Origin of the sequence: Burkholderia sp. LK4 (assembly GCF_001043615.1) — a bacterium.
GTDB lineage: Bacteria > Pseudomonadota > Gammaproteobacteria > Burkholderiales > Burkholderiaceae > Burkholderia > Burkholderia cepacia.
The window spans coordinates 112,078-137,150 of the sequence record NZ_LDUL01000016.1 but is presented as its reverse complement, the minus strand read 5'-3'; the positions used below and the strand labels follow the sequence as shown (position 1 = coordinate 137,150).

At 64.5% G+C, this 25,073-nt stretch carries 19 protein-coding genes and 2 pseudogenes; 14 read left to right on the top strand and 7 right to left on the bottom strand.

What is annotated here, in order from left to right:
- Positions 1-598: 598 nt before the first annotated feature.
- Complete coding sequence (locus VK92_RS09145; protein WP_048025954.1) at positions 599-1,999, bottom strand: tyrosine-type recombinase/integrase; 1,401 nt, start codon at positions 1,997-1,999, stop codon at positions 599-601.
- 1,765 nt (positions 2,000-3,764) lie between these two features.
- Between VK92_RS09145 and VK92_RS09135 the strand changes: the two genes are divergently transcribed.
- From VK92_RS09135 to VK92_RS39645, 4 genes and pseudogenes are all read left to right on the top strand, one after another.
- Complete coding sequence (locus VK92_RS09135; RefSeq protein ID WP_131723286.1) at positions 3,765-4,049, top strand: hypothetical protein; 285 nt, start codon at positions 3,765-3,767, stop codon at positions 4,047-4,049.
- Between the two features lie 65 nt (positions 4,050-4,114).
- Complete coding sequence (locus VK92_RS41590; RefSeq protein ID WP_131723287.1) at positions 4,115-4,525, top strand: hypothetical protein; 411 nt, start codon at positions 4,115-4,117, stop codon at positions 4,523-4,525.
- A 45-nt stretch (positions 4,526-4,570) separates the two neighbouring features.
- Positions 4,571-4,920, top strand: a pseudogene (locus tag VK92_RS39650) (ShlB/FhaC/HecB family hemolysin secretion/activation protein); the annotation flags it as partial.
- Positions 4,921-5,035: 115 nt separating this feature from the next.
- Positions 5,036-5,224, top strand: a pseudogene (locus VK92_RS39645) (IS3-like element ISBcen23 family transposase); the annotation flags it as partial.
- A gap of 107 nt (positions 5,225-5,331) precedes the next feature.
- Here VK92_RS39645 and VK92_RS09125 read toward each other — a convergent pair.
- Positions 5,332-5,742: a GlcG/HbpS family heme-binding protein gene (locus VK92_RS09125; RefSeq protein WP_048025858.1), complete on the bottom strand. Its 411-nt coding sequence runs from the start codon at positions 5,740-5,742 to the stop codon at positions 5,332-5,334.
- Positions 5,735-6,511 (bottom strand): SDR family oxidoreductase, encoded by a 777-nt coding sequence (locus VK92_RS09120; RefSeq protein ID WP_048025859.1) that lies wholly within the window; start codon positions 6,509-6,511, stop codon positions 5,735-5,737. The genes VK92_RS09125 and VK92_RS09120 overlap by 8 nt, the downstream gene beginning before the upstream one ends.
- 68 nt (positions 6,512-6,579) lie before the next feature.
- Here VK92_RS09120 and VK92_RS09115 point away from each other — a divergent pair, with 68 nt between their 5' ends.
- Entirely contained in the window at positions 6,580-7,512 is a 933-nt protein-coding gene (locus tag VK92_RS09115) for a LysR family transcriptional regulator (protein ID WP_048025861.1), read from the top strand.
- A gap of 215 nt (positions 7,513-7,727) precedes the next feature.
- Here VK92_RS09115 and glmS read toward each other — a convergent pair whose 3' ends face one another.
- Positions 7,728-9,545: a glutamine--fructose-6-phosphate transaminase (isomerizing) gene (gene glmS, locus VK92_RS09110; RefSeq protein WP_021157245.1), complete on the bottom strand. Its 1,818-nt coding sequence runs from the start codon at positions 9,543-9,545 to the stop codon at positions 7,728-7,730.
- Between the two features lie 49 nt (positions 9,546-9,594).
- Complete coding sequence (locus VK92_RS09105) at positions 9,595-10,689, bottom strand: hypothetical protein (RefSeq protein WP_048025862.1); 1,095 nt, start codon at positions 10,687-10,689, stop codon at positions 9,595-9,597.
- A 905-nt stretch (positions 10,690-11,594) separates the two neighbouring features.
- Here VK92_RS09105 and VK92_RS41585 point away from each other — a divergent pair.
- The 7 genes from VK92_RS41585 to VK92_RS09075 all read left to right on the top strand — a co-directional run bounded on the left by VK92_RS41585 (position 11,595) and on the right by VK92_RS09075 (position 20,508).
- Positions 11,595-11,810 carry a hypothetical protein gene (locus VK92_RS41585; protein ID WP_131723288.1) on the top strand — a complete coding sequence of 72 codons (216 nt, stop codon included), beginning with the start codon at positions 11,595-11,597 and terminating at the stop codon, positions 11,808-11,810.
- Positions 11,811-12,000: 190 nt separating this feature from the next.
- Positions 12,001-13,218 (top strand): non-hydrolyzing UDP-N-acetylglucosamine 2-epimerase, encoded by a 1,218-nt coding sequence (wecB, locus tag VK92_RS09100; RefSeq protein ID WP_048025864.1) that lies wholly within the window; start codon positions 12,001-12,003, stop codon positions 13,216-13,218.
- A 607-nt stretch (positions 13,219-13,825) separates the two neighbouring features.
- Positions 13,826-14,287: a (2Fe-2S)-binding protein gene (locus VK92_RS09095; protein ID WP_048025865.1), complete on the top strand. Its 462-nt coding sequence runs from the start codon at positions 13,826-13,828 to the stop codon at positions 14,285-14,287.
- On the top strand, positions 14,284-16,608 hold the full coding sequence (locus tag VK92_RS09090) for a xanthine dehydrogenase family protein molybdopterin-binding subunit (protein WP_048025867.1): 2,325 nt from the start codon (positions 14,284-14,286) through the stop codon (positions 16,606-16,608). Before VK92_RS09095 ends, VK92_RS09090 begins: the two co-directional genes overlap by 4 nt.
- A 66-nt stretch (positions 16,609-16,674) precedes the next feature.
- Complete coding sequence (locus tag VK92_RS09085; protein WP_048025869.1) at positions 16,675-17,442, top strand: class II aldolase/adducin family protein; 768 nt, start codon at positions 16,675-16,677, stop codon at positions 17,440-17,442.
- A 107-nt stretch (positions 17,443-17,549) separates the two neighbouring features.
- A complete protein-coding gene (locus VK92_RS09080) occupies positions 17,550-19,379 on the top strand; it encodes an acyl-CoA dehydrogenase (protein ID WP_048025870.1) in 1,830 nt (609 codons plus the stop codon).
- Between the two features lie 148 nt (positions 19,380-19,527).
- A complete protein-coding gene (locus VK92_RS09075; RefSeq protein ID WP_048025871.1) occupies positions 19,528-20,508 on the top strand; it encodes an NADPH:quinone oxidoreductase family protein in 981 nt (326 codons plus the stop codon).
- Between the two features lie 101 nt (positions 20,509-20,609).
- Here the strand turns inward: VK92_RS09075 and VK92_RS09070 are convergent, their stop codons facing one another.
- Positions 20,610-21,146, bottom strand: coding sequence for a PadR family transcriptional regulator (locus VK92_RS09070; RefSeq protein WP_021157238.1), 537 nt, complete (start codon positions 21,144-21,146; stop codon positions 20,610-20,612).
- 150 nt (positions 21,147-21,296) lie between these two features.
- On the opposite strand from VK92_RS09070, the gene VK92_RS09065 reads away from it, so the two are divergent.
- The gene (locus tag VK92_RS09065; protein WP_048025872.1) at positions 21,297-23,321 is read left to right on the top strand and encodes an oxidoreductase; all 2,025 of its coding nucleotides are present in this window, start codon (positions 21,297-21,299) and stop codon (positions 23,319-23,321) included.
- Positions 23,322-23,364: 43 nt separating this feature from the next.
- Complete coding sequence (locus tag VK92_RS09060; protein WP_048025873.1) at positions 23,365-23,805, top strand: nuclear transport factor 2 family protein; 441 nt, start codon at positions 23,365-23,367, stop codon at positions 23,803-23,805.
- 183 nt (positions 23,806-23,988) lie between these two features.
- Here VK92_RS09060 and VK92_RS09050 read toward each other — a convergent pair whose 3' ends face one another.
- Positions 23,989-25,065, bottom strand: coding sequence for an alpha/beta hydrolase family protein (locus VK92_RS09050; protein ID WP_048025874.1), 1,077 nt, complete (start codon positions 25,063-25,065; stop codon positions 23,989-23,991).
- Positions 25,066-25,073 lie beyond the last annotated feature (8 nt).

The following is a 25,073-nucleotide window of genomic DNA, read 5'->3' as shown; positions in this document are numbered from 1 at the left end:
GCTGGGAGGGCAAGCGGCTGCTGCCGGCCTTCTACGGTCGCTCGTTCACGCTGTAGGACGGATTTCAGTATCAGCTGGCAATGAGCTTCGCGGTGTAGCCGTCGCCCTGAACGTCGTTGCGCCTCGGTGCCGGAGCGTCCGGCGAGCCGATTGATCTTACTCGCTGCCTGCTCGTCGAAGACCGCTATCGGGTCCAGAATACTTGACGCTCGATGCAGGCAAATCCATTCCGTCTGGTCGGCCGCATCGGGGTCGGTTTCGCTTATCCAGTTCGTCCCGCAAGATTGACAACGGTACGCCTGAACGAGCACCGGTGTACGGCCGCGCTCAAACGCAAAGGCGGATACAGTTCCCCTCAGCGTTTCCGATTTCACTCGAACCGTCAAAACGGGGATCCAGCAGGATTCGCGGACGGTCGCGCGATGAGCGAAGTAGAAAGCGCGGAGCGTAGGTCTTGGCGTAGGTTTCGGTACTGGCCCTTGTCAGGCAAGTTGAAAGTATTGCTGCATCATCGGGCTTTGTGCAACCTGCTCACCTATGAGTGGTTTTAGGTGTGGCCGTTAGCGTCCGGGCGCCTTTTTTCCACTTCACCACCAGTTTACGCGTTCGTCGCGGAGGTAACGAGATGGTCGAGACCTGCTTGCAGCAGCATCCACGACTCAATTTTATCGTGCCACATCCGCAGAAGATCTAGCGGCCGACGTCGATAGTGTTTCTCTGCCAACGCGGACGGTTTGTGTCCTTGGATCTGCGCGACGACGCCAACAGGGACTTCAACCCATTCCGAAAGCGTACCGAATGACCGTCGCAGTCCGTGCAATGTGAGGTGAGGCAGATCGGCGGCCTCGAGTGCACCGTTGTGGGCCTTTCTGGGCTCGGCGATCTTGCCGTCCTCCGATCTGTTGCTGGTGAACACCCATTCAGAGGGCGACCAAGATTTTCCCTTTTCGGTGAGGCTGGCCAACTGCCGTCTGTTCGGCGGCATCTCGTTCATCTGCTTGAGATTCGTCAGGAGGCTCGCCAGATACGGGGTGAGTGGAATAGTGCGACCTCCGGTCCCCTCGATTTTGTCGTTCATGGTAAGACTGCGCCAGCGGAAGTCCACGTCCTTCCAACGTAATGCGGCGAGTTCTTCGCGGCGAGCTCCAGTAAGCAGGAGCCCCTGCAAATACGCGCTGATAACCGGGTTGTCTATCTGACGTACGGCCGTGAACCAAGCAAGAAGCTGTTCACGCTGGAGGCAATCACTTTTTGCCTTGGTGCGTGGTACTGCCGCGCGCACGGCCCGAGCGGCATATGCATTTGGAGCAATAGATCCTGAGTATTCTGGCATGTCGTCGCACCACCGAATGAATGCACGCAGTTTGCGGTAACTCTGCTCAGCGTTCGTTGGCCGCTTTTCTGCTTCGGCCTCAAGCCAGGTAGTCACTCGCTCGGCGTTGAGATCTGTCAGCTTCAGCGGCATTAGCGTCGCCAGCGGCCCAGGAATCGTCGTCCCACGTCCACGTTTCCAAGGTAGGCCGCCCGCTTGTGCGAGCTTCTCGTGATCGTAGTAGTGTCGATCACTCCATTTGCTGCGGTGCGCGTCTAGGTAGGCCGACCATGCTTCCGATACGGTCGCGTTTTGCCTGAGGGATTCGAGTTTGCGGGCTTCATGCTCAGCGCGCTGTTCCGCTCTTTCTTCGCGGGGATCGATGCCGCGATCCAGCAGCGCTTTGAGTCTGGCTGCTTCCTGTCTCGCACCGAGGCGCTCGATCGTTTTTCCGGTTGCGGCGTCGATCGTGGCGTGTCGCTCCAGCAGCCACGAGTTCGGCGAGCCGATGGTTATGCGAACGGTCTTGCCAAACAAACGACCCTCAAATACGTAGGACTTCACGCCCGAAGCGGTCACGCGAAGGCCGAGTCCCTGCTGCTTCTTGTCCCAATAGATCGTCTGTTGTCGTCCAGGTACGCACTCGTAACCCGCCACACGTTCGATCGTGAAATTTTCCTTGATCACCCGTAGTCCCCGCTTGTAGTGCCGTGTAGGCGTCATGTAGGGGAATTCTAGGGATGTCAGTCAATTCCAGTCAATATCGAAGCGTTGTGGTGGAATAAAAAATCGTTTAATTTCAAATTGATAGGGATATTTCGGGATATCGATCAATCTCGATACAGGTGGTGGACTGCGGCCTTCTAAGCCGTAGGTCACACGTTCGAGTCGTGTAGGGCGGGCCAGGATTTCATTTTGGATCAACTGGTTACACGCGGCTTGTTTCCCGGTCGGTTGCAGAGCCAGTCACGATCCCGTGTGACTTTACCTTCTGCGAACCGTTCTGCGCGATTGTTGCGCCGCAAACGATGCTTCATGTCTGACGGCCACCTGCCGATGCGTCATGGAAATGGCAAGTCGGGCGGGAGCGCCGGACTTCACATGGCACGATCTGAGGAACTGCTAGCCAGCGTGACGGCGCGACAGGGCACCTCCGATGCGATCTTGCGCCGTATTCTCGTAATGCGCCGACGCGCGACGATGTGCTGCACCGGCAGTGCGTCAGTCTCGAAGCGCGTGAGGTTGCCGGTCCGTTGGAAGAGATTCAGGGCGTGTTAATGTTTGCGTCGGAAGCATAGCCATCGGCTACTGGCAAGGGGATTGTGATCAGCCCTTTGTCATGGGACGGCTGAACGGCGGGACCACGCGGCCCCAATGGCACTCGAACGTCCTGCATTCCGGGCAGCAATTGAGTGGCTTCGGTAATGCTGGCGTATACAACGCCCTGATCCACGGCGATTCCACGAATCAGGGTGGTCAGCGCCTGACCAGATATTCAGGCGGCACCTATCACCTGTTCCATCAAGGATACCGGTCAGCAGTGTCCAGAAGACGGCGTATGGTGCGCGAAACTGGTTGCTGGTCAGATTGGCGATACGTAGCGTCTGTTTCCCAAAGGCGACGCGTTGCCGTCGGTCGTCTTGCATGAACCGCGACGGCTATCGGTTCTCGACAGCATCCTCGGTACGCGTCAGCACATGGCTCATGTCGCGTGGGAACTCGTTGCGTATCTTGAACAGGCTTGACTCGGTTCCTCGGTGGAAGACTACAAGCGGATGGACTCTTTTGTAATCGACAGGAAGATCGCTCAACGTGACCCAACCTGATGAAGCGAAGCGGCGTGCGCACCCTATGACCTTGATAGGGTTCGGATGGTTGCTGTTCGTTCTTGGGCTGCCGTGCTGGGCCCTCGCGAGCAGCGCGCTTCAGGTATTCGCTCCATATGCCGACTGGCCCAGGATGGCCGGAATGATCGGCGTTCCAGTGCCGTTGCTATTCGTTGCCGCTTGGAAGTACGACAGCGAGTACACAGGCGAAATCGGTCCTCTGCTGGTGGGCTGGTGCGTGGGCGTAGGGATGGCGAGATTGGCTTTTTTAATCGGAGGTTTGGCTCCGCATGGCTGATTGTTTGGCAAAGATCGCGCACCTGTATTCGTCTGTTTTGGGATGTGACTGAGGCAACGAAAAATGGCGAGATACTTGAATCGTCGGGTTGACTGAATTCGTGACAATTCGCTTCGTATCGGGTGCGTGCTCGCTGTATGGATCGACGGAAAGCTCGCGTGAACGCGTTAGCGGTTATGTAGAAGGGCGGCACATGCTCTCCGTCCTTGCGGGAAACGCGTCCAATAATTTTCAGATATTGCAACCCTCAACAAGTCGACCGATCTACAACGTCACGATTAACGTGCCGAATGGTGTGGTCCTCCCCAAGGCTAAGTAGGAGAGAAGCATGCGGGTTTCTTCAGATTTTGGAATTGTCGTGCGTCGTCGAGCTTTGGAGGAAAAGCAGGTGGAGTTGTCTCCTGTTCTGAGCGAGTTTCATTTCGAACAGTACTTTGACCAATCCAATGAGTTCGTTTCACTGGGTCCATTTTTTGGTGGCGATGCGGCTGATGACTGCATGAGAAGCCTCGAGGAGTTGGGGCTTAGTTACATAGACGATTTCTTTATTTTTACGGGTGATTTTCCTCAATGGTGTCGTTTCGAAGTGTTTTCTCCGGATCATAAGTCGTGAGGCTTGAGACGGAGGACGGTCGGTGAATTGCAAGTCGAGGAATTTGAAATGGCGAGAGTGATTAAGTGAAGGGTTCCTCGATCGATATGAAAGAGCGTCTCACTGATGACCAATTGGTGAGGTGCGTCGAAGATTATTTTTGGGAGCTTGGGCGGTCACGCCCAATCATTACGCCGAGGAATTACGGAGGCTCCAGCGCAGCCCTATACGCACAGGGGCAGCGAGAAGGCGAATGGTGTTGGATCAACGTAATCGAATGGCCGCCGGGGCAACGAATGGTTAATGACTGTCCCTACGCATGCTCGATCGAGAGTCGAGGAGATGCATTGTTTTCGGCCATTGTTGTTTCTGCAATCTCGTTGGTGACAGGCGGGAAAATTTACGACGATGCGGGATATCTGTGTTCCGGGCATGAATTCTCTCCTGATGAATTCAAGGAAAAATTGCTGGCTGAAGTTGGTCGGAAATATTCCTGAACAGAAGTGACCAATCTTAAAAGGGGAATTGTGAGGAGGTTTTCATACCTCGATAGCGTCACGATCGGCAGTCGTTATACCGTGCGGGGATTCGACGGTGAAACGCTGTTGGCGGGATCGCGCGGGTTCTACTGGCGCAACGAATTGCAGGTTCCCATCGCGCAGACCGGGCTATCGGCCTATGCTGGTCTCGACTACGGTCGGGTCTGGGGCCAGAGCCGGTTGCCTTGGTTGGCACGCAGTTCGCCGGTGCAGTGATTGGCGTCAAGGGCAGTGGTACGACTCGGTTCGGCGGATACGGCTACGATCTCTTCGCGGGTACGCCCGTCTACAGGCCGTCGGGTTTTCCGACTGCTCGAGCAACGCTAGGTTTTCAGGTGACTGCTCAATTCTGAAGACAATGAGACAAGGTACTTCTCCGGCACGTACACGTCGCAAGCCAGATGTTGCATATGCCTGTCTGGTCGAGATTGCCGCCGAACGGGGGCTTACGCTTCCGACGCTCGATGGGCCAGCCTGCGGTCGCAGGACGTTATCCTGACGCCGTCGGGACTGATGCGGCTGTACGGCGAGCCCGCGTTCATTCGGTCTGGCGGCGACGAATTTACCGCTGCCAAGGTTATGCGCTGGCTGCGAGATGCTGCCAGCGGTCCGGCCTTCATCGCACCGGGCAGTTCGTGGCAAAACGGGTTCGTCGAGAGACTCGCCGCCTGACCGGCTACGAAATTCCGCCGCAGGTCACTGCCGACGAAACCGAGATGTGTCACCACGGATTCGACGCGGTAGCCGGGGTGTCGGAATCGCGCCTATTCCAGCACACGGGCAATCGCAGCCCGAGCGAGTGCCGCATCTTGCTCGGGCGTACCGCCGGACACGCCGAGTGCACCGATCAGCTGGCCATCGCCATCCAGGAGAGGCACTCCTCCTGCCATCAGCAACAGCCCGCCTGCATGGATGTGATCGAAGTGTGGAACTGGCTGGCCCGCCTGCCACGGAACATTGAGCGCTTCGCTCGGCGCCCGGAACATCACTGACGCCCGGGCCTTCGCTATCGACAGTTCATTCGACGCAAGCCATGCCCCGTCCATCCGCGAGAAAGTGACCAGGTGCGCACCCGCATCCAGGATTGCGAACACGGCATTGAGGCCCGCGTCCTGGGCTGCGGCACGCCCCTGGGCCACGATCCGATCCGCCCGCTCCAACGTGAGCTCAGGCATTTTGCGTCCACTCCGTCGCTTGCCACTGCTTCGCAGCGTCAATCGTCGCTAACGGGCGCATGGTTCGATACAAATGCGTATCGGCCGGAATGATCTCGACCATGGCGTCGATCATCTCCTTGGGATCCGCCTGGTTCATCAGGCTGTCGCCGAAATCCGGCATCGACACAACGGCGGAATCGGCGTCGTACCACTGCACGTAGCTCTCGGCGCCAGTGTCGTTGAATCCGGTACCGAAAACGCCTGGATTCACGGTCGCGACTTTGACGCCAAAGGGTTCGAGTTCCGCTTTCATCGACCCGGCGATGGCCTCGATCGCATGCTTGGTCGCGCAGTAGGCGCCGACAAACGGGACAACCAGAATGCCCCCCATCGACGAGGTCCATACGACTTTTCCGGACCTGCGTGCCACCATCTTCGGCACGATCGCCTGTACCAGTTGAAGATGGCCGAAGACGTTGATTTCGAAGGACTCCCGAACGCGCTGCATCGGGATGTCGACGATCGATCCGCCTTCCATGACGCCGGCGTTCAGCACCAGGACATCGGGATCGAACGAGCCTGCGTGAGCGATGTCGATCGCGTCGAGCAGATTCAGCTTGATCACCTCGAGCACCACACCGGCCTCGGCTGCGTCCGCACGCAGGCTGCGAACCTGCGGCCACGTCTCGGCCGTCGCCACGACATGGTGGCCAAGGCGCGCAAGTTCAATTGCCGCACCACGACCAAAACCTGAACTGGCACCCGTGATCAATATCTTTCGAGACATCTTGCGCTCCTTGACTGAATTGGTTGCACCCAGTGTAGGGAGCCCCTAGTATCAAAACAAGATCACCAATGATTGATGACACGATGAGAGTTACTCACCAATCAAGGAACGTCGATTTTTTCTCTTTCACTGTGTTCCTGGCCGTTGCAACACGACGAAGCTTTCGCGCAGCAGCGACCGAACTCGAGATCACGCCGTCAGCGGTCAGTCATTCGGTAAAAGCGCTCGAGCGCCGTCTGGGCGTGCGGCTCCTGAATCGAACGACTCGCAGCACCTCGCTCACCGAGGCCGGCGAGCGTCTGGCAGCCAAACTCCGGCCGGCGGTTTCGATCATTGACGAAGCGATGCGCGAAGTCGACGATCTACGGGTGGCTCCCAGCGGAACCGTGCGCATCAATGCAAGCGAAGGCGCAATCCGCCTCATCCTGCGTCCCATCCTGGCAAGCTTCCTGAAGTCGTATCCGGACGTGCATCTCGACGTCGTGAGCGACGGCCGCCTCGGTGATATCGTTGCAGCGGGATTCGACGCGGGCATCCGACTGGCCGAGGCCGTGCCGCAGGACATGGTGGCCGTTCCACTCATGGGCAACGTTCGTTTCGCAGCAGTCGCGTCGCCCGCGTATTTCGCTGAACATGGACGCCCCATTACGCCGCAGGATCTTTATCGACACGACTGTATTCGCTTTCGCTTCGAGAGCGGGGCGATCTACCAGTGGGAATTCGAGCGACGCGGCGTCAGCGAGACCATCGATGTTTCGGGTCCGCTTACTCTGACGGACCAACCGCTGATGGTCGACGCTGCCGTGGATGGCATCGGCATCGCCTTCGTTCCCGACCACCTCGTCATCGAAGCCTTGCGTGACCGGCGGCTCGAACGCGTTCTTGACGACTGGTGTCCGCCTTTTCCGGGGCTGTGTCTTTACTATCCGGGTCATCGCCATGTTTCGCAGGCTCTGCGCGCCCTGATTGCCTTTATAAAGGGCGAGCAGGTGCGCAGTTGAGTTTTTGCATGGCAAGGCCGGCTTCGTATTCTCGGCAGTCGCACGATACCGCCGGTCAACTGTGAAGCTTCAACAGGTTGTATCGATGGTTCATCCGGACTGAGTCCGGGAGACTGGAAGTCGCCAAACACAGTCACACGTTCGAGTCGTGTAGGGCGGGCCAGTCTCGGCACTTGCAGACCTTCACCAGTCCGCCCGCGGTACCCACCTCTCCGTCACTCCACCGTAACCGATTTCGCCAGATTCCTCGGCTTGTCGATATCCGCGCCGCGCAAACACGCCGCGTGATACGCGAGCAACTGCAGCGGCACGACGTGCAGGATCGGCGACAACAACCCGTAATAATCCGGCATCCGCAGTACCGACACGCCTTCGCTGTTGTCGATCCGCGTATCGGCGTCGGCGAACACGTAAAGCTGTCCGCCGCGTGCCCGCACTTCCTGCATGTTCGACTTCAGCTTCTCGAGCAGCGCATCGTTCGGCGCGATCGTCGCGACGGGCATCGTGTGCGTCACGAGCGCGAGCGGCCCGTGCTTGAGCTCACCCGCGGGATACGCCTCCGCGTGGATGTACGAAATCTCCTTCAGCTTCAACGCACCTTCGAGCGCGATCGGGTAGTGCAGCCCGCGCCCGAGGAATAGCGCATTCTCGTGCTGCGAGAATTCCGCCGCCCAGCGCTCGATCTGCGGCTCGAGCCCAAGCACCTCCTCGAGCGCGCCGGGCAGCCGCCGCAATTGCATCGTGTAGCGCGCGAGCTGCGCATCGTCGACGTAGCCGCGCAGCCGCCCGAGCGTGACGGCGAGAATGAACAGCGCGACGAGCTGCGTCGTGAACGCCTTGGTCGACGCGACGCCGATTTCCGGGCCGGCCCGCGTCAGGAAGCGCAGTCCTGCCTGCCGCATCATCGCGCTGGTCGGCACGTTGCAGATCGCCAGCGTATCGATATGGCCTAGCGCCTGCGCATACTTCAGCGCGGCGAGCGTGTCGGCGGTCTCGCCGGATTGCGATACGCTCACCACCAGCGTATTCGGCATCGCGAGCGCGTCGCTGTAACGGTATTCACTCGCGATCTCGACCTGGGCCGGCAAGCGCGCGATCGTTTCGAGCCAGCGGCGCGCGGTCAGGCCGGAATAGTGGCTCGTGCCGCACGCGAGAATCAGCACGTTGTCGATCTGCTCGAACGCGCGCGCGGCGTCGGGGCCGAATACGGCCGGATCGAACAGCCCCGCATCCGGAATGGTCGCGGCCACGGCCTGCGGTTGCTCGAATATCTCCTTCTGCATGAAATGCCGGTACGGCCCGAGTTCGACAGCGGCCTGCGCGGACGAAATGGTCTGTACCGCACGCTCGACCGGTGCGCCGCCGCGATCGAGTATGCGCACGCCGCCCGGCGTCAACTCGACGATGTCGCCTTCCTCGAGAAAGATGAAGCGGTCGGTGATGCCGGCGAGTGCGAGCGCGTCGGAGGCAAGAAAGCATTCGCCATCCGTCACGCCGACGACGAGCGGCGAGCCGACCCGTGCGCCGATCAGCCGCTGCGGCTCGTGCTTGCTGAACACCGCGATCGCGTACGCACCGTGAAGTTGCGACGTTGCCGCGCGCACGGCGGCGAGCAGGTCGCCGCGATACTTGCTGTGGATCAGGTGCGCGACGACCTCGGTGTCGGTCTGGCCGTCGAATTCGTAGTGCGCGTCGGAAAGCTGCTTGCGCAACGTTTCGTGGTTCTCGATGATGCCGTTGTGCACGAGCGCGATCTCGTCGCGCGAAAAGATCGGATGCGCGTTGCACGTAGCCGGCGCGCCGTGCGTCGCCCAGCGCGTGTGCGCGATGCCGGTGCTGCCGGTCAGGCCGGCGGTGCGCACGTGCGCGTCGAGATCGGCGACGCGCGACACGCTGCGCTCGCGGCGCGCGTGGCCGTCGACGACCGTCGCCACGCCGCATGAATCGTAGCCGCGATATTCGAGGCGACGCAAACCTTCAATCAGAATCGGGACGATGTCCCGTTGCGCGACTGCGCCGACGATGCCACACATGACACGTCTCCTTCCCGTTTAGTCATCATGGACCGCACGCGCCGTTGCGTCAGCGCGATGCGGTTGCCGTTGCCGTTGCCGCCGCCGTCGTGAGCCCGCATCGAGCGGGTATGACGGGGTCGGCCATCCGGCTTTCGAATGCCAGATAAAGCGACTCCTCCAGTACGTTCCAGTGCGCGCCGTGCCGGTATGGCCCCGATCGCGCTTGCCAGCAGGCAACCGTGCTCCAATCGTTCATCTTGACCGCGACCAGCGCGATCAGGCTCCACGGGTAGTCGGTGTTGGCAAGTTGCTGCCAGCTCTTGCCGTACTTCCGAATCCACCGTGCATAGATCACGTCGCCGGATTGTTCGGGAACCTGAATACTGGACAGGAGCGGGAGGATCTGCGCGATCTTCGCCGGGTAAAAACTCGCGTCGCTGACCTGCTGCGTGCTGGCGCGAAAACCGGATGCCGTGCCGCGCCAGAACACCTTCAGGATCGCGGAGGCAAGCTGGTCGGCGCGCAGGCTCCACGGGCCCGCATGCGTGTAGTCGGCGCGCCGGACGTAGTACGCCTCGAGTGCCTGGAACGCGCTGTGTACCTCGACGTTGTCCATCAGCAGCGCGACGTGCAGCGAAGACGAGATCTGATACACGCCGGAGGGCTTGTCGAGCAGCGTCTCCAGATGCATGGCGGCGCGGTTCAGGCTGAGTTCCCACGCGGCGGGCAAGCCGCCGGGTGGCGCGAAGCGGGCGAGCAATTCGATCCAGGTCGCCATCATCGCGTCGTCGGTTTCCGCTTCGGCGCATGAGCGGTAGCGGCCGTCCTTCACGCAGTAGCGATCGAAGCCGCCATCCGGGCGCTGGCGCGGCAGCAACCATGCGATCCACGCGAGTGCGGCCTGACGGGCGTCGAGTTGCGCGTCGGACGCGGCGAGCAGCGCTTTTGCCGCGAAATACGGATCGATGCCGACGCCGTTCAGGCGCACGGTGATCGCACCGTCGGTGCGCTGGTACAGCCCTTCGAGCCGGAGTTCGGCGGCGCTCGCGTGCAGTGCGAAGCCGCACGCGGCGAGACAGCAGGCGACGTGCCACAGGCGGCACAGCGCGATGGTGGCCGCGATGTGCGAGCGTGCGGTCGGGGAAAGCGCGGGCCGTTTCATGTCCTGGGCTCCTGCGCGGGGTCCTGTGCAATCGTCGCCGGGCGCGGCGTTGGCCGCGTCGCGCCCGGCAAGCGTGTCGACGTTGCGGCTCGGTCACGGTGATGCGGGTGAACCCGAGGCTCGTACCGGGATGTGCGTCCACGAGGCAGTTCCCTGCATCGGAGCCTGAACCTGGCTCGCGGATCGCGAATTGCAACGGGACACGTCGGCACGTGCGGTGCGCGGGAGCGCTGGTCTTTCGCTCCCGGCGGACGCGCCGCGTTTCCTCCCGGCTTCGTTGCTTGGGCGTCCCCGTTCGCCCGCTGTCCGGCGCGTGCTTCGAGGTACACCTGACTGTCATTAAGCAAGGCGTGAGCCATCGGCCGCGATGCCGCGCGCAGCAAGGGGCAGGCGCGAAGGCCGGGGGCGCGGCGCGGACGGCGGCGGCGGATTTTGATTCATCGAAGAATCAGCCCGCGTGCAGGCCGATTGCCCGCGCGCGACCAGGATTGCAGCCCGCACATTCGATGCGCCCAGCGAATTGTCTGTCGAACGTGTGCCGCGCCGGCAGCGTGACTTTGCGCGGTGATGCGCGCTGTGTCGTTCGTTGTGTGCGCATCGGCCGGGGTGCCCGTGCGATTCATGCAGCTGCATGCTGCGCGCCGATTTATCCGCCCCGTTCCGGACCAGCGTTACACATTCGCAACATTTCGCATGCATCGATTCGTGCGACGTGAAGGACGTTGCATGCCGGGTAAATCCCTCGCGCGGGATCGCGGCCGAGCGGCCGATGGTGCCGTCCGCTGCACAGACAAAAGTGGCGGATCGAGTAAATGCAACGCGCTTCGACAGATCCGTGAGATCCGATACGAAATGAATGCGCGACACGCGTCCTCGATTCGTCGGACGACGCCGTTGAAGGGGTCATGAAACTGCCCGGATTTTTGCCTGTATCGCGCTTGACGGTCGATGCGACACACGTAGCAGTTGTGAAACATTTCATCGTGCATCGCGTGTGCGCGGTGCATGCGGTGCGAACCGGACGCGGCCGCGATACGACTGGTTTGAATATTGCTGTAGTGGAGGGGGACGTGACGAACGGACGTGAGGCCTGGCCAAGCGAGGAACGACTCATGACGTGACTGATCAAGTGCAACGAGACGCCGGTAGTACGACGATTCGCGTGGCGCAGACCACGTGGACAGGGCGGCGCGCTCGCTCCGCGACACAGCAGCGTGTCGATCGCGTGCGAGTACGGAAGGTGCCGTCTGATTACATGCTTCGCGCCGCGAGCAGGGTCATTCAGCGCGATATGGGTCTACGAGGATAACGATGAAAAAGATTTTGCTTGTGTTCGGGACTCGGCCGGAGGCCATCAAGATGGCACCGCTGGTGCGTGCACTAAAAGCACAGGCGGGTGTCGACGCCAGGGTATGCGTGACTGCACAGCACCGCGAAATGCTCGATCAGGTGCTGACGCTGTTCGACATCAAGCCCGACTACGATCTCAACGTGATGCGGCAAAGCCAGACGCTGACCGACGTGACGACCGGCATTCTGCAGGCAATCGGCGTCGTCTTCGACGAGTTGCGCCCGGACGTCGTGCTGGTGCACGGCGATACGACGACCACGCTCGCGGTCAGTCTGGCGGCGTTCTACCGCTATTTGCCGGTCGGGCATGTGGAGGCCGGCTTGCGCAGCGGCGACATCTGGTCGCCGTGGCCGGAGGAGTTGAACCGCCGCGTGACCGACGCCGTATCGTCGTGGCATTTCGCGCCGACCGGGCAGGCACGCGACAACCTGCTCAGCGAGGGCGTGCCGGGCGGGGCGGTCGTGCTGACCGGCAATACCGTGATCGATGCGCTGCACGAGGTCAAGCGCATGCTGGACTGCACGACGGCGCTGACGGAGAAGGTCGCCGGACAGTTTCCTTTTCTCGAGCCGTCGCGGCGCGTGGTGCTGATCACGGGCCATCGACGCGAAAGTTTCGGCGAGCCGTTCCAGAATTTCTGCGAGGCGCTGTGCACGCTCGCGAAGCGCTATCCCGATGCGCAGTTCGTCTATCCGCTGCACATGAATCCGAACGTGCGGGAGCCGGCGCGCGCCCGGCTCGGTCACATGCCGAACATCTACCTGATCGAGCCGCAGGAGTATCTTTCGTTCGTATTCCTGATGTCGCGCGCGCATTTCATCATCACCGATTCGGGTGGCATTCAGGAAGAAGGGCCCGCGTTGGGCAAGCCGGTGCTCGTCACGCGCGAGACGACGGAGCGGCCCGAGGCGATCCAGGCCGGTACCGCGCGGCTCGTCGGTACCGATCAGGAGCGGATCGTGTACGAAGCGTCGCGTCTGTTCGACAGCGAGAGCGCTTACGGGGAGATGGCGCGCGCGAGCAATCCGTACGGCGACGGCCATGCGAGCGAGCGGATCGTTCACGCGCTGATGCGGAATTCGGGCGTACCCACGAAGGCGACGAGTTTTTCGATGGGGGCGGCGGAAATGCCGTTCAACGCGCTCACGCTGGGGTTGCAGGCGTTGAGGTCGCGGTGAGCATCGCGGCGCGCTAGCGTTCGAACCACGCGTTGCAATCGCGGGACGATCCGGTCCGGCCGGGAGGCCGGCCGGACGTTTGCGTTTGCGCGCTCGATCATTTCCGGTTTCTCGGCCCGCTGATTGCACAGGGCGGGTCTGGTCGTCCGGTTTTTGCTACCGCCGTACCGAAGCGCCCGGCGAAACATGGGCAGTCGCCGCGCGAGAACGTGAGCGAACCGCTTGCGGCCGCGTATCGAAACATCGAAACCTGAATCACCCGCCCATCTCTCCGGCAAGCGTGACCGGTCGCGACCCGCCATCTCCGGGCAAATTTCCCGCTCCGATTACCTGAAACGCCCGAATCCCCGCGATCCGACGGCAAATCCGAAATGGTTCGATAATGCGGATCGGCGATCCATGCGGACGAGCGAGCGGCCGGGAATTCGTTGCCACGTTGCGCAGGCAACCGGGCCGCCGCATCGTTTGCAGCATCCGCCGGGCCGTGCCTGCAGGCAACACGGCCCACGACACGGCGCCCTGCCTGGTTGTTCGGAATGTGCGCCGCGCCGTTCGAATCCCCACCCGATGCCTGCCCGAAGCGGGCATCGCAACCAGGAGGTGAACGATGATCACGCTGACCGTCAACGGTAGCGAGCAGCACTTCGACGGCAATCCCGACATGCCGTTGCTCTGGTATCTGCGCGATGTTCTCGGCCACACCGGCACCAAGTTCGGCTGCGGGATGGCACTGTGCGGCGCGTGCACCGTGCACGTCGACGGCGTCGCGATCCGGTCGTGCATCACCCCGGTCGCGGCCGCTTCCGGCAAGCGCGTGACGACGATCGAGGGCCTGTCGACCGATCTGACCCATCCGCTGCAGCAGGCGTGGCAGGAACTGAACGTCGCGCAGTGCGGCTACTGCCAGTCCGGGCAGATCATGCAGGCCGCGTCGTTGCTGAAGACGAATCCCCATCCGACCGACTCCGACATCGACGATGCGATGTCCGGCAACATCTGTCGCTGCGGCACCTACACGCGCATACGCGCGGCGATCCGCCTGGCCGTGCGCCGCGGAGGTGCCGCATGAGCGCGCCCGACCTCTCCGTCCATAACGAAAGCCGTCGCGCGCTGCTGCTCGGCTTTGCGTCCGGCGGGTTGCTGCTCGCGTTCGGCGTGCCGTCGCTCGTGCGCGCGGCCGTGCCGAACCAGCCGCCCGTCAGTGCAGATCCGCGATATGGCGGCGCGGGAATGCCGCACGGGTTGCGCGACGATCCGCACCTGTTCGTCGCGATCGCACCCGACGGCACGGTCACCGTGACCTGCATCCGCTCCGAGATGGGGCAGGGTGTGCGCACGAGCGTCGCGCTCGTGGTGGCGGACGAACTGGGCGCGGACTGGGCGCGCGTGAAGGTCGCACAGGCCGTCGGCGACGAGCCGCGCTACGGCAACCAGAACACCGACGGCTCGCGCAGCTTGCGCCAGAGCTTCGCCGCGTTGCGCCGCGCGGGCGCGGCGGCGCGCACGATGCTCGAACAGGCTGCCGCCGCGGCGTGGGGCGTCGATGCGCGGCAGGTCAAGGCAACCGTGCATGAGGTCGTCGACACGAAGAGCGGACGCAAGCTCGGCTTCGGCGAACTGGCGGCGAAAGCGGCCGCGTTGCCGGCACCCGATCCGGCGACGGTGCCGCTGAAAGCGCCAGCCGAATTCCGCTATATCGGCAAGGGCGAAACGGCGTTGATCGACGGACGCGACATCGTCGCCGGCCGCGCGCACTACGGGATCGACACGCGGCTCGACGGCATGCTGTATGCAGTCGTCGCGCGCCCGCCTGCCTACGGGGACACGATGGCGTCGTTCGACGCGTCGGCGGCGGAGAAGCTGCCGGGTGTCGTCAAGGTCGTGCCGCTCGCGCCGACGCCGCTGCCGTCCGGCTTCCAGCCGCTCGGCGGCGTGGCCGTCGTCGCGCGCGACACGTGGACGGCGATCCAGGCACGCGCGCAACTGAAGATCGACTGGAAGCACGGGCCCAATGCGAACTACGACTCGGCCGCGTATCGGAAGACGCTCGAAGCGGCTGCGGCGCAACCGGGCGACGTGATCCGCAACGACGGCGACGCGGCGGCGGCGCTGGCCGGCGCCGCGAAACGCGTGCGTGCGACCTACTACATCCCGCATCTCGCACACGCGACGATGGAGCCGCCCGCGGCCGTCGCGCGCGTGGCGGACGGCCGATGCGAAGTGTGGACCTGTACGCAGGCTCCGCAGACCACGCGCGACGAGGTCGCGAAGGCGCTCGGGTTGCCGGGCGAGCGCGTGACGGTCAACGTGACGCTGCTCGGCGGCGGTTTCGGCCGCAAGTCGAAGCCCGACTACGTGGTGGAGGCGGCGCTGCTGTCGAAGGCGGTCGGTGCGCCCGTCAAGCTGACGTTCACGCGCGAGGACGACCTTGCGCACGACTACTTCCATGCCGTGTCGCTCGAAGCGTTCGACGGCGGGATCGATGCGTCGGGGAAAGTGGTCGCGTGGCAGCATCGCACGGTTGCGCCGTCGATCCAGTCGACCTTCAGGGCCGGCGTCGTGCACGAGCAGCCGGGCGAGCTCGCGCAGGGGATCGCGGACCTGCCGTTCGCGATCCCGAACGTGCGGATCGAGAATCCGGCCGCGCAGGCGCACACGCGGATCGGCTGGTTCCGCTCGGTCTACAACATTCCGCATGCGTTCGGAATCCAGAGTTTCGTGTCGGAGCTGGCGCACGCGGCCGGCCGCGACCCGAAGGATTTCCTGCTCGAACTGATCGGGCCCGCGCGGCGTTTCGAGCCGCACATCACGGTGAAGAACGTGAACTACGGCGAGGATCCGGCGCTGTATCCGGTCGACACAGGGCGGCTGCGGCGCGTGGTCGAGACGGTCGCGCGCGAGGCGGGCTGGGGGCGCAGGCTGCCGAAGGGGCACGGGCTCGGGATCGCCGCGCACCGCAGCTTCGTGTCGTACACGGCGGCGGTGTGCGAGGTGCAGGTCGATGCCGACGGCAAGATCACGGTGCCGCGGGTCGACATCGCGATCGACTGCGGGCCGCAGGTCAATCCGGAGCGCGTACGCTCGCAGCTCGAGGGGGCGGTGGTGATGGGGCTCGGCATCGCGCTGCACGGCGAGATCACGTTCAAGGACGGCCATCCGGAGCAGAGCAACTTCAACGGTTTCCAGGTGCTGAGAATGAACGAGGCGCCGCGTGAAATCCGCGTGCACCTCGTCGCGCCCGACGATTTCGCGACACCGCTCGGCGGCGTGGGCGAGCCGGGCCTGCCGCCCGTCGCGCCCGCGCTGACCAATGCGATCTTCGCGGCGACCGGCACGCGCATCCGCAGCCTGCCGGTTGCCGATCAGCTCGCGAAGCCCCGCGCGGGGTGACGCAATCCCCGGGCCGGGCCATCGTGCGGCCCGGTACGCATCCATCCTTGAACAAGGAGTGTCGACGTGGCCTCATCCGATATCAGCGTGAAGCAGGCAGTTTCCCCGACCGAATGGGACGCGCGAGTCAACCTGGCGGCGGCTTACCGCCTCACCGCGCTGTTCGGCTGGGACGATCTCGTGTTCACCCATATTTCCGCGCGCGTCCCCGGCCCGGAGCATCATTTCCTGATCAACCCGTACGGCATGATGTTCGACGAGATCACGGCATCGTCGCTGGTGAAGGTGGATCTCGAAGGACGCAAGGTGTCCGAATCGCCGTACGAGATCAACCCGGCCGGCTTCACCATCCACAGCGCGGTGCACGCGGCCCGCGACGATGCGCTGTGCGTGATGCATACGCATTCGATCAACGGCGTCGCCGTGTCGGCACAGGAGGGCGGGTTGCTGCCGCTGTCGCAGCAGTCGCTCGGCGTGCTGGCGTCGCTCGGCTATCACGACTACGAGGGCATTGCGCTCAACGAAGGCGAAAAGGCGCGCCTCGTGCGCGACCTCGGCGCCCACACGAACCTGATGCTGCGCAACCACGGGCTGCTGACCGTCGGGGCGACGCCGGCGGACGCGTTCGTCGCGATGTACTTCTTCGAAGCGGCCTGCGTGATCCAGGTGCGCGCGCAGGCCGGCGGCACCGCGCTGCTGCCGATCGCACAGCCGATTCTCGACGGCATCAAGCAGCAGATCGCCGCGGTGACGCGCGGCATGGGGGCCGGCGCGCTCGTCTGGCCCGGGCTGCTGCGCCGGCTCGATCGGCGCAATCCGGGGTACGCGGACTAGCGCATCCGTCGTTGTTGTTTGCGAACGACCGTGCTAAATTCCTGCCAGCATTCGCAATCACGGAACCCTTCATTCGGCTGACGAAGCCGGCCCCGGGAGGCAGCACGATGAGCTTGTTGATGTCGCGACGCGATCTCGCGTTCCTGTTGTACGACTGGCTCGATGCGGAGGCGCTCGTCGCGCTGCCGCGCTACGCGGAGCACAGTCGCGAGACGTTCGACGCGGTGCTAGATACCAGCGAGCGGATTGCCGAAGACCTGTTCGCGCCGCATGCGGCACGAGGCGATCGCGAGGAACCGCACTTCGACGGCGAGCGCGTGACGCTGATCCCGGACGTCGAGCCGGCCGTGCGCGCCTTCGCGGACGCCGGGCTGATCGCCGCGGGCCACGACGAAGCGCTCGGCGGCATGCGCTTGCCGAAGCTGGTCGAAGCCGCGTCGTTCCTGTTCTTCCAGGCCGCGAACATCGCGACCGCCGCCTATCCGTTCCTGACCGTGGCCAACGCGAACCTGCTCGTCGCGCATGGCACCCCCGCGCAGATCGACGCGTTCGCGCGCCCGGAGCTGGAAGGGCGCTACTTCGGCACCATGTGCCTGTCCGAGCCGCAAGCCGGGTCGTCGCTGTCGGACATCGCGACGCGCGCGGATTTCGAGTGCGACTCGCCGCTCGGCCCGCGCTACCGGCTGACCGGCAACAAGATGTGGATCTCGGGCGGCGAACACGAGTTGACGGAGAACATCGTCCACCTCGTGCTCGCGAAGATCCCCGACGAACACGGCCGGCTGCTGCCCGGCACGCGCGGCATCTCGCTGTTCATCGTGCCCAAGTACCTGCCCGGTACCGACGGCGCCGCGCAGGGCGAGCACAACGACGTGGCGCTCGCCGGGCTGAACCACAAGATGGGCTACCGCGGCACCACCAACTGCCTGCTGAACTTCGGCGAAGGCACGCGCTACCGGCCGGAAGGGCGGGCGGGTGCGATCGGTTATCTGGTCGGCCAGCCGAACCACGGCCTCGCGTACATGTTCCACATGATGAACGAGGCGCGCATCGGCGTCGGCGCGGGCGCGGTGGCGCTCGGCTACACGGGTTATCTGCATGCGCTCGACTACGCGCGGAACCGGCCTCAAGGGCGTCCGCTGGGGCCGGCGGGCAAGGATGCCGCCGCGCCGCAGGCGCCGATCGTCGAGCATCCGGACGTGCGGCGCATGCTGCTCGCGCAGAAGGCCTATGTCGAAGGCGGTCTCGCGCTGATCCTGTACTGCGCGAAGCTGGTCGACGAAGCACGCGCGCACGACGACGCGACCGTGCGCGCCCAGGCCGGGCGGCTGCTCGACATCCTGACGCCGATCGCGAAAAGCTGGCCGTCGCAGTGGTGTCTCGCGGCGAACGACCTCGCGATCCAGGTGCACGGCGGCTACGGCTACACGCGCGATTACGCGGTCGAGCGGCTCTATCGCGACAATCGGCTCAACCCGATACACGAAGGCACGCACGGAATCCAGGCGCTCGACCTGCTGGGCCGCAAGGTCGCGCAGGACGATGGCGCGCTGCTGCGCGCACTCGACGGGAGAATCGGCGCGAGCGTCGAACGCGCGCGGGCGCTCGATGCCGGCCTGCCGGAGCAGGCCGATGCGCTGGCGCGGCGCTGGTCGCGGCTGGTCGACGTCACGCGACAGCTCGGCGCGATCGGCGATCAGCAGGCGCGGCTCGCGAATGCCAGTGTCTATCTGGAAGCGTTCGGCCATCTCGTCGTCGCGTGGCTGTGGCTCGACGTGACGCTCGCCGCGCACGGGCAAGCCGGCGATTTCCACGACGGCAAGCGTGCGGCCGCCCGCTACTTCTTCCGCTGGGAGTTGCCGAAAGTGGACGCACAGCTCGATCTGCTGTCGAGCGTCGACACGACGACGCTCGACATGCGCGACGCGTGGTTCTGAACGTAGCCGCACCGACATTCCGGAATGCTGACGATATCGCGAAGGCCGGTTCGGATGGCCGTCGCCCACGCGTCGTGAACCGGGCGCGCGGGAGTATCCCGCAAACCGCATCGATGCGCGGCCACGCCGCGCAAGGAGAGAGAAGCGCATGAAAGCCCTGTTGTGTACCGCATTTGGCCCGATCGACAGCCTGCGCATCGAAGACGTCGCGACTCCCGAACCGGCGGCCGGCCAGGTCCGGGTCAACGTGAAGGCCGCGTCGCTCAATTTCCCCGACGCGCTGATCGTCCAGGGGTTGTATCAGGTGAAGCCGGCGTTGCCGTTTTCGCCGGGCGCCGAGTTTGCCGGCGTGATCGACGCGGTCGGCGACGGCGTTACCGCATGGCGGCCCGGCGATTCGGTGGTCGCGTTCACGGGGCACGGCGGGTTCGCGCAGCAGTGCGTGGCCGATGTGCGCCAGATCGCCCCGTTGCCGCCGGGGATGACGTTCGAGCAGGGCGCGGCGCTCGTGCTCGCATACGGCACGTCGCTGCACGCGTTGCAGCAGCGTGCGCGACTGCAGGCGGGCGAGACGCTGCTCGTCCTGGGCGCGGCGGGCGGCGTCGGGCTCGCCGCGATCGAGATCGCGAAGGCGCTCGGCGCGCGCGTGATCGCGGCGGCGTCGAGCGCGGACAAGCTCGCGCTGTGCCGTGAAGCCGGCGCGGACGAGACGATCGACTATGCGACCGAAGACCTGCGCCGCCGCGTGGACGAACTGACCGGCGGGCGCGGCGCCGATGTCGTCTACGATCCGGTGGGCGGCGCATACACCGAGGCAGCGCTGCGCGCGACCGCGTGGCGCGGCCGGTTCCTCGTCGTCGGGTTCGCGGCCGGCGAGATTCCGAAGATCGCGCTGAACCTCGCGCTGCTCAAGGAGCGCGACATCCTCGGCGTGTTCTGGGGCGATGCGGTGCGCCGCGACCCGGCGCAGCATGTCGCGAACATGCGCTTGCTGGCGGAATGGTTCGCGGCCGGCAAGGTGCGGCCCGCGATCACCGAGCGCGTGCCGCTGGCCGGCGCGACCGACGCGATCGCGCGGATGGCGAACCGGCAGGTGAAGGGCAAGGTGGTGATTCTGCCGGACGCGTGACTACGGTATGGCGCGTCGCGGCGCAATGCGCGCCACGACGGCCGCGTGCGCCGGCGCGACCCCCGGTGCAGCCGAGCCGGCGGCCGCCGCGCGAACCCGGCTCAGTCCTTCGGCAGGCGCAGCGTGTCGAGCGCATGCTGAGAAAACTCGACCCAGAACCGCTCGTTCGCAATGCCGGCCTGCAGCACCAGATGCTGCAGGCGCTTCGTGCGTGAATCGTCGGGCGTCGAAAAGTCGCGCGCCTCGATTTGCAGATAGAGATCGAGCTTTTCCTGGTGAAGCGCGATGCGCCGCCTGATTTCGTCCTCGAGGCCGGCCGGCCCGAGCACCGCTTCCGCGCGCAGGCGCACCATCAACGCTTCGCGCAGCGGCGTCGGATCTTCCGGTTCGGCGATCCAGCGCCGCAACTCCTTTTTGCCGGCCGGCAGGATCCGGTACGCGCGCTTGCGGCCGCGCCCCGATTCGGCGGGCAGCGATTCGATCCAGCCCGTTTCCTCGAGGCGCCCCAGTTCGCGGTAGATCTGCTGGTGCGTGGCCTGCCAGAAATAGCCGATCGAGCGATCGAAGCGGTCGGCGAGCTCGGACCCCGAACCGGGACGTTCGGCGAGCGCGGTGAGGAGTGCGTGAGGCAGGGACATGTCGGATCGGCGGAGGCAGCGGAATGAACCGCATCTTGCCATATCGGGGCCACAGTACAAGTCGCGGATCACGTTTATGCAACTTGTTGCGTAAACGAACGCGGTGAACTACCATCTGTGCAACTTGTTGCATAAAAATGGAGACACCCGATGGCATCCCGCTATCCGCATTTGACGACCCCGCTCGAACTGGGCTTCACGTCGCTCAGGAACCGAGTACTGATGGGGTCGATGCACGTCGGTCTCGAGGAGGCGCCGCACGGATTCGAGCGAATGGCGGCGTTCTACGCGGAGCGCGCGCGAGGCGAGGCCGGCCTGATCGTCACGGGTGGTTTCGCGCCGAACGAGCGCGGCCGTCCGGCGCCGGGCGGCGCGATGCTGACGACCGAAGCGGAAGCCGAACGCCATCGTGTCGTGACGCGTGCGGTGCATGCGGAGGGCGGCAGGATCGCGCTGCAGATCCTCCACTTCGGGCGCTACGCATATCACCCGGCGCTCGCCGCGCCCAGTGCGCTGAAAGCGCCGATCAACCGGTTCACGCCGCATGCGCTGAGCGGCGATGAAGTCGACGAGACGATCGCCGATTTCGTCCGATGCGCGGCGCTTGCGCAGCATGCGGGCTACGACGGTGTCGAGATCATGGGGTCCGAGGGTTACCTGATCAACGAGTTCATTGCCGCGCGCACGAACCATCGCGACGACGCGTGGGGCGGTGCCTACGAGAATCGCATCCGTTTCGCGGTCGAGATCGTGCGGCGCGTGCGCGAGCGGGTGGGCAAGAACTTCATCGTCGTCTACCGGCTGTCGATGCTCGATCTCGTCGAAGGCGGCTCGACGCTCGACGAGGTGATCCGGCTCGCGCAGGCGATCGAGACGGCCGGTGCGACGATCATCAATACCGGCATCGGCTGGCACGAGGCGCGCATACCGACCATCGCGACCAAGGTGCCGCGCGCCGCGTACGCATGGGTCACGCGGCAATTGATGGGCAAGGTCGGCATCCCGCTCGTGGCGACCAACCGGATCAACACGCCGGAAGTCGCCGAACAGCTGCTCGCCGACGGCTATTGCGACATGGTGTCGATGGCGCGGCCATTCCTCGCCGACGCCGAATTCGTGCGCAAGGCGCGGGAAGGGCGCGCGGACGAAATCAACACGTGCATCGGCTGCAACCAGGCGTGCCTCGACCATACGTTCAGCGGCAGGATCACGTCCTGCCTCGTGAATCCGCGCGCCTGCCACGAAACCGAGCTCGTGATCCGCCCCGCACGGCAGCGCAAGCGCATCGCGGTGGTCGGTGCCGGCCCGGCGGGCCTCGGTTTCGCGGTCACGGCGGCCGAGCGCGGCCACGCGGTGACGCTGTACGAAGCGGGTGCCGAGATCGGCGGCCAGTTCAACATCGCGAAGAAGGTGCCCGGCAAGGAAGAGTTCAACGAAACGCTTCGTTACTTCCGCCGGCAGATCGAGCTGCGCGGCATCACGCTGCACGTCAATACGCGCGCGAGCGCCGAGATGCTGCTGCGGGGCGAATTCGACGAGGTGGTGATCGCGACGGGCATCGTGCCGCGCACGCCGCCGATCGACGGCGTCGGGCATCCGAAGACGCTCGGTTATCTCGACGTGCTGCGCGACGACAAGGCCGTGGGCCGCAGCGTCGCGATCGTCGGCGCCGGCGGCATCGGTTTCGACGTCGCGGAATATCTGGTTCATCGCGATGGCGGCGAACAGGCGGACGCGGACCGGTTCTTCAACGAATGGGGCGTCGATCGATCGTATGCGAGTGCCGGCGGGCTGGGCCGTGCGCAACCCGAGCCGGCCGCGCGGCAGGTGCATCTGCTGCAGCGCAAGGCATCGAAGATCGGCGACGGGCTCGGCAAGACCACCGGGTGGATCCACCGCACGGCGCTGAAGGCGCGCGGCGTCGGCATGTCGTCGGCGGTGACGTACCGTCGCATCGACGACGAAGGATTGCACGTGACGATCGACGGCGTCGAACAGACGCTGCCGGTGGACAACGTGGTGATCTGCGCGGGGCAGGAGCCGTCGCGCGAACTGGCTGAGCAACTGCAGGCCGCCGGATGCCGCGTGCATCTGATCGGCGGCGCACACGAGGCCGCCGAACTCGATGCGAAGCGCGCGATTCACCAGGGCACGACGCTGGCCGCGACGCTTTGACGCCGATTCGTTTCTTTTCCGTCCGATGAGTCAGGAGACTTCGATGACACACGCACCGCTGCAAGTTCATCCCGCCGTCGCGAAATCGCTCGACGCGTGGCATGCGATGATCGACAACAAGGATTTCAGTGCACTCGAATCGATCGTTCACCCGGATGCGGTGTTCCGTTCGCCGATGGCGTTCAAGCCGTACGGGCCGGCACCCGCGCTGTTGATGGCGCTACGCACGGTGATCACGATCCTCGAGAATTTCGTCTATTACCGCCAGTTCGTCACCGACGACGGCCTGAGCGTGGTGCTGGAATTCAGCGCGAGCGTCGGCGACAAGGCGCTGAAGGGGATCGACATGATCCGCTTCGACGAAGAAGGGCGGATCGTGGAATTCGAAGTGATGATCCGGCCGTTCAATGCGCTGCAGGCGCTCGGTGCGGAAATGGGCGCGCGGCTCGGGCAGCAGTTGCCGGCGTTCAAGGTTGGCAGTTGAAGCGGGTCATGATTGCGCAACTGCGCGCGTATCCCGGTTCGGCCGGCCGTCGTGAACGGATGGCGAAGTATGCCTTCACGCACGTGGAAATCGACGGCGTCGCGGCAAGCGGCGGGGCGACATCGTCATGCGTGATGCCCCGCGCGGTGTCGACCGTCGGCACGGCCGGCACCGCATGCGTGTTCACACCACTGCCGCCCGCGCCAGCCGCTCGGCGAACCAGTCGCAGACGAGCGCGGTGCGCTCGGATGCGTGGTTGTAGATCGTGTGCTCGCCGTCCGGCCGGACCTTGAGCGTCGCATCGCCGGACGTCGCGGCATCGAGAAACGGCTGTTGATCGTCGATCCGGATCAGCGGATCTTCACCGCCGTGCAGCACCAGCAGCGGACACACGATACGGTCGCGTTCGGACGAGAAACTCATCCGCGCGAAGTTCGCCGCCACGGCATCGGGATCGTCGTTGCCGAGCATCGCCGCGGCCTGCTCGACGAACGTGCGGAACGGCAGCAGCGTCGGCGCCGCGAGCGCGCCGTTCACGCAGCAGGCCGCGATCCGTCGGTCACTCGCGGCAGTCGACGCCGCCCACAACCCGCCGATGCTGTTTCCCCAGATACCGATCGGCCCGGGCACATGATCGGCGACGTGATCGACGAAGCGCCGATAGGCGGCGCTCATGTCGACGTCGACGAAGATCCGCTGTTCGAGCCGCGTCTCGCCCTGGCCCGGCCCCTCGGCGAGCAGCGTGGCGAGGCCGCGTGCCGCGAGTGCGCGCGCGATCGGCCAGTACGCGAAGCCCCAGCCGCTCTGGCCGCCGAACACGATCACGGTGCCGCGTACGTGCTCCGCCGGCGGTCGCACCAGCCAGGCGATCAGGCGCGCATCGCCGAACGGCGCTTCGACACGTTCGATGCGCTTGTCGGACCAGCGCGCGAGGCCGTGCGACGCGTCGACGAGCCGCGCATAGAGCGCGCGCTTGCGCGGCACGTCGTGGTTGAACGCCATCTGCGCGAACAGCAGGTTCGCGATGGCCATCGCCTGCGCGTCGGCGGCCGTGACCCGGTGGCCGGCATCCGCCGCCTGCGCGGCGCGCGCGAGCTGCGCGTCGGCCAGCGCTTCGGCCGCGACGTCCCACGGTTCGCCGGTGGACGTGCGGGCGTGCAGCGCGGTTGCGTCCGCGTAGTCCATCCCGCAATCGAGCAGGCGCGTGACGGGCATCGCGCGCTGCAGCGACAGCGCGAACGGTGACAGTTCGGTCGTCATGCGTCGGT

Coding starts and splice junctions, on each gene's coding strand:
- VK92_RS09135 (WP_131723286.1), top strand. CDS start 3,765: ATGCGGGTTTCTTCAGATTTTGGAATTGTCGTGCGTCGTCGAGCTTTG.
- VK92_RS09125 (WP_048025858.1), bottom strand. CDS start 5,742: ATGCCTGAGCTCACGTTGGAGCGGGCGGATCGGATCGTGGCCCAGGGG.
- VK92_RS09120 (WP_048025859.1), bottom strand. CDS start 6,511: ATGTCTCGAAAGATATTGATCACGGGTGCCAGTTCAGGTTTTGGTCGT.
- VK92_RS09115 (WP_048025861.1), top strand. CDS start 6,580: ATGATTGATGACACGATGAGAGTTACTCACCAATCAAGGAACGTCGAT.
- glmS (WP_021157245.1), bottom strand. CDS start 9,545: ATGTGTGGCATCGTCGGCGCAGTCGCGCAACGGGACATCGTCCCGATT.
- VK92_RS09105 (WP_048025862.1), bottom strand. CDS start 10,689: ATGAAACGGCCCGCGCTTTCCCCGACCGCACGCTCGCACATCGCGGCC.
- VK92_RS41585 (WP_131723288.1), top strand. CDS start 11,595: ATGAAACTGCCCGGATTTTTGCCTGTATCGCGCTTGACGGTCGATGCG.
- wecB (WP_048025864.1), top strand. CDS start 12,001: ATGAAAAAGATTTTGCTTGTGTTCGGGACTCGGCCGGAGGCCATCAAG.
- VK92_RS09095 (WP_048025865.1), top strand. CDS start 13,826: ATGATCACGCTGACCGTCAACGGTAGCGAGCAGCACTTCGACGGCAAT.
- VK92_RS09090 (WP_048025867.1), top strand. CDS start 14,284: ATGAGCGCGCCCGACCTCTCCGTCCATAACGAAAGCCGTCGCGCGCTG.
- VK92_RS09080 (WP_048025870.1), top strand. CDS start 17,550: ATGAGCTTGTTGATGTCGCGACGCGATCTCGCGTTCCTGTTGTACGAC.
- VK92_RS09075 (WP_048025871.1), top strand. CDS start 19,528: ATGAAAGCCCTGTTGTGTACCGCATTTGGCCCGATCGACAGCCTGCGC.
- VK92_RS09070 (WP_021157238.1), bottom strand. CDS start 21,146: ATGTCCCTGCCTCACGCACTCCTCACCGCGCTCGCCGAACGTCCCGGT.
- VK92_RS09065 (WP_048025872.1), top strand. CDS start 21,297: ATGGCATCCCGCTATCCGCATTTGACGACCCCGCTCGAACTGGGCTTC.
- VK92_RS09060 (WP_048025873.1), top strand. CDS start 23,365: ATGACACACGCACCGCTGCAAGTTCATCCCGCCGTCGCGAAATCGCTC.
- VK92_RS09050 (WP_048025874.1), bottom strand. CDS start 25,065: ATGACGACCGAACTGTCACCGTTCGCGCTGTCGCTGCAGCGCGCGATG.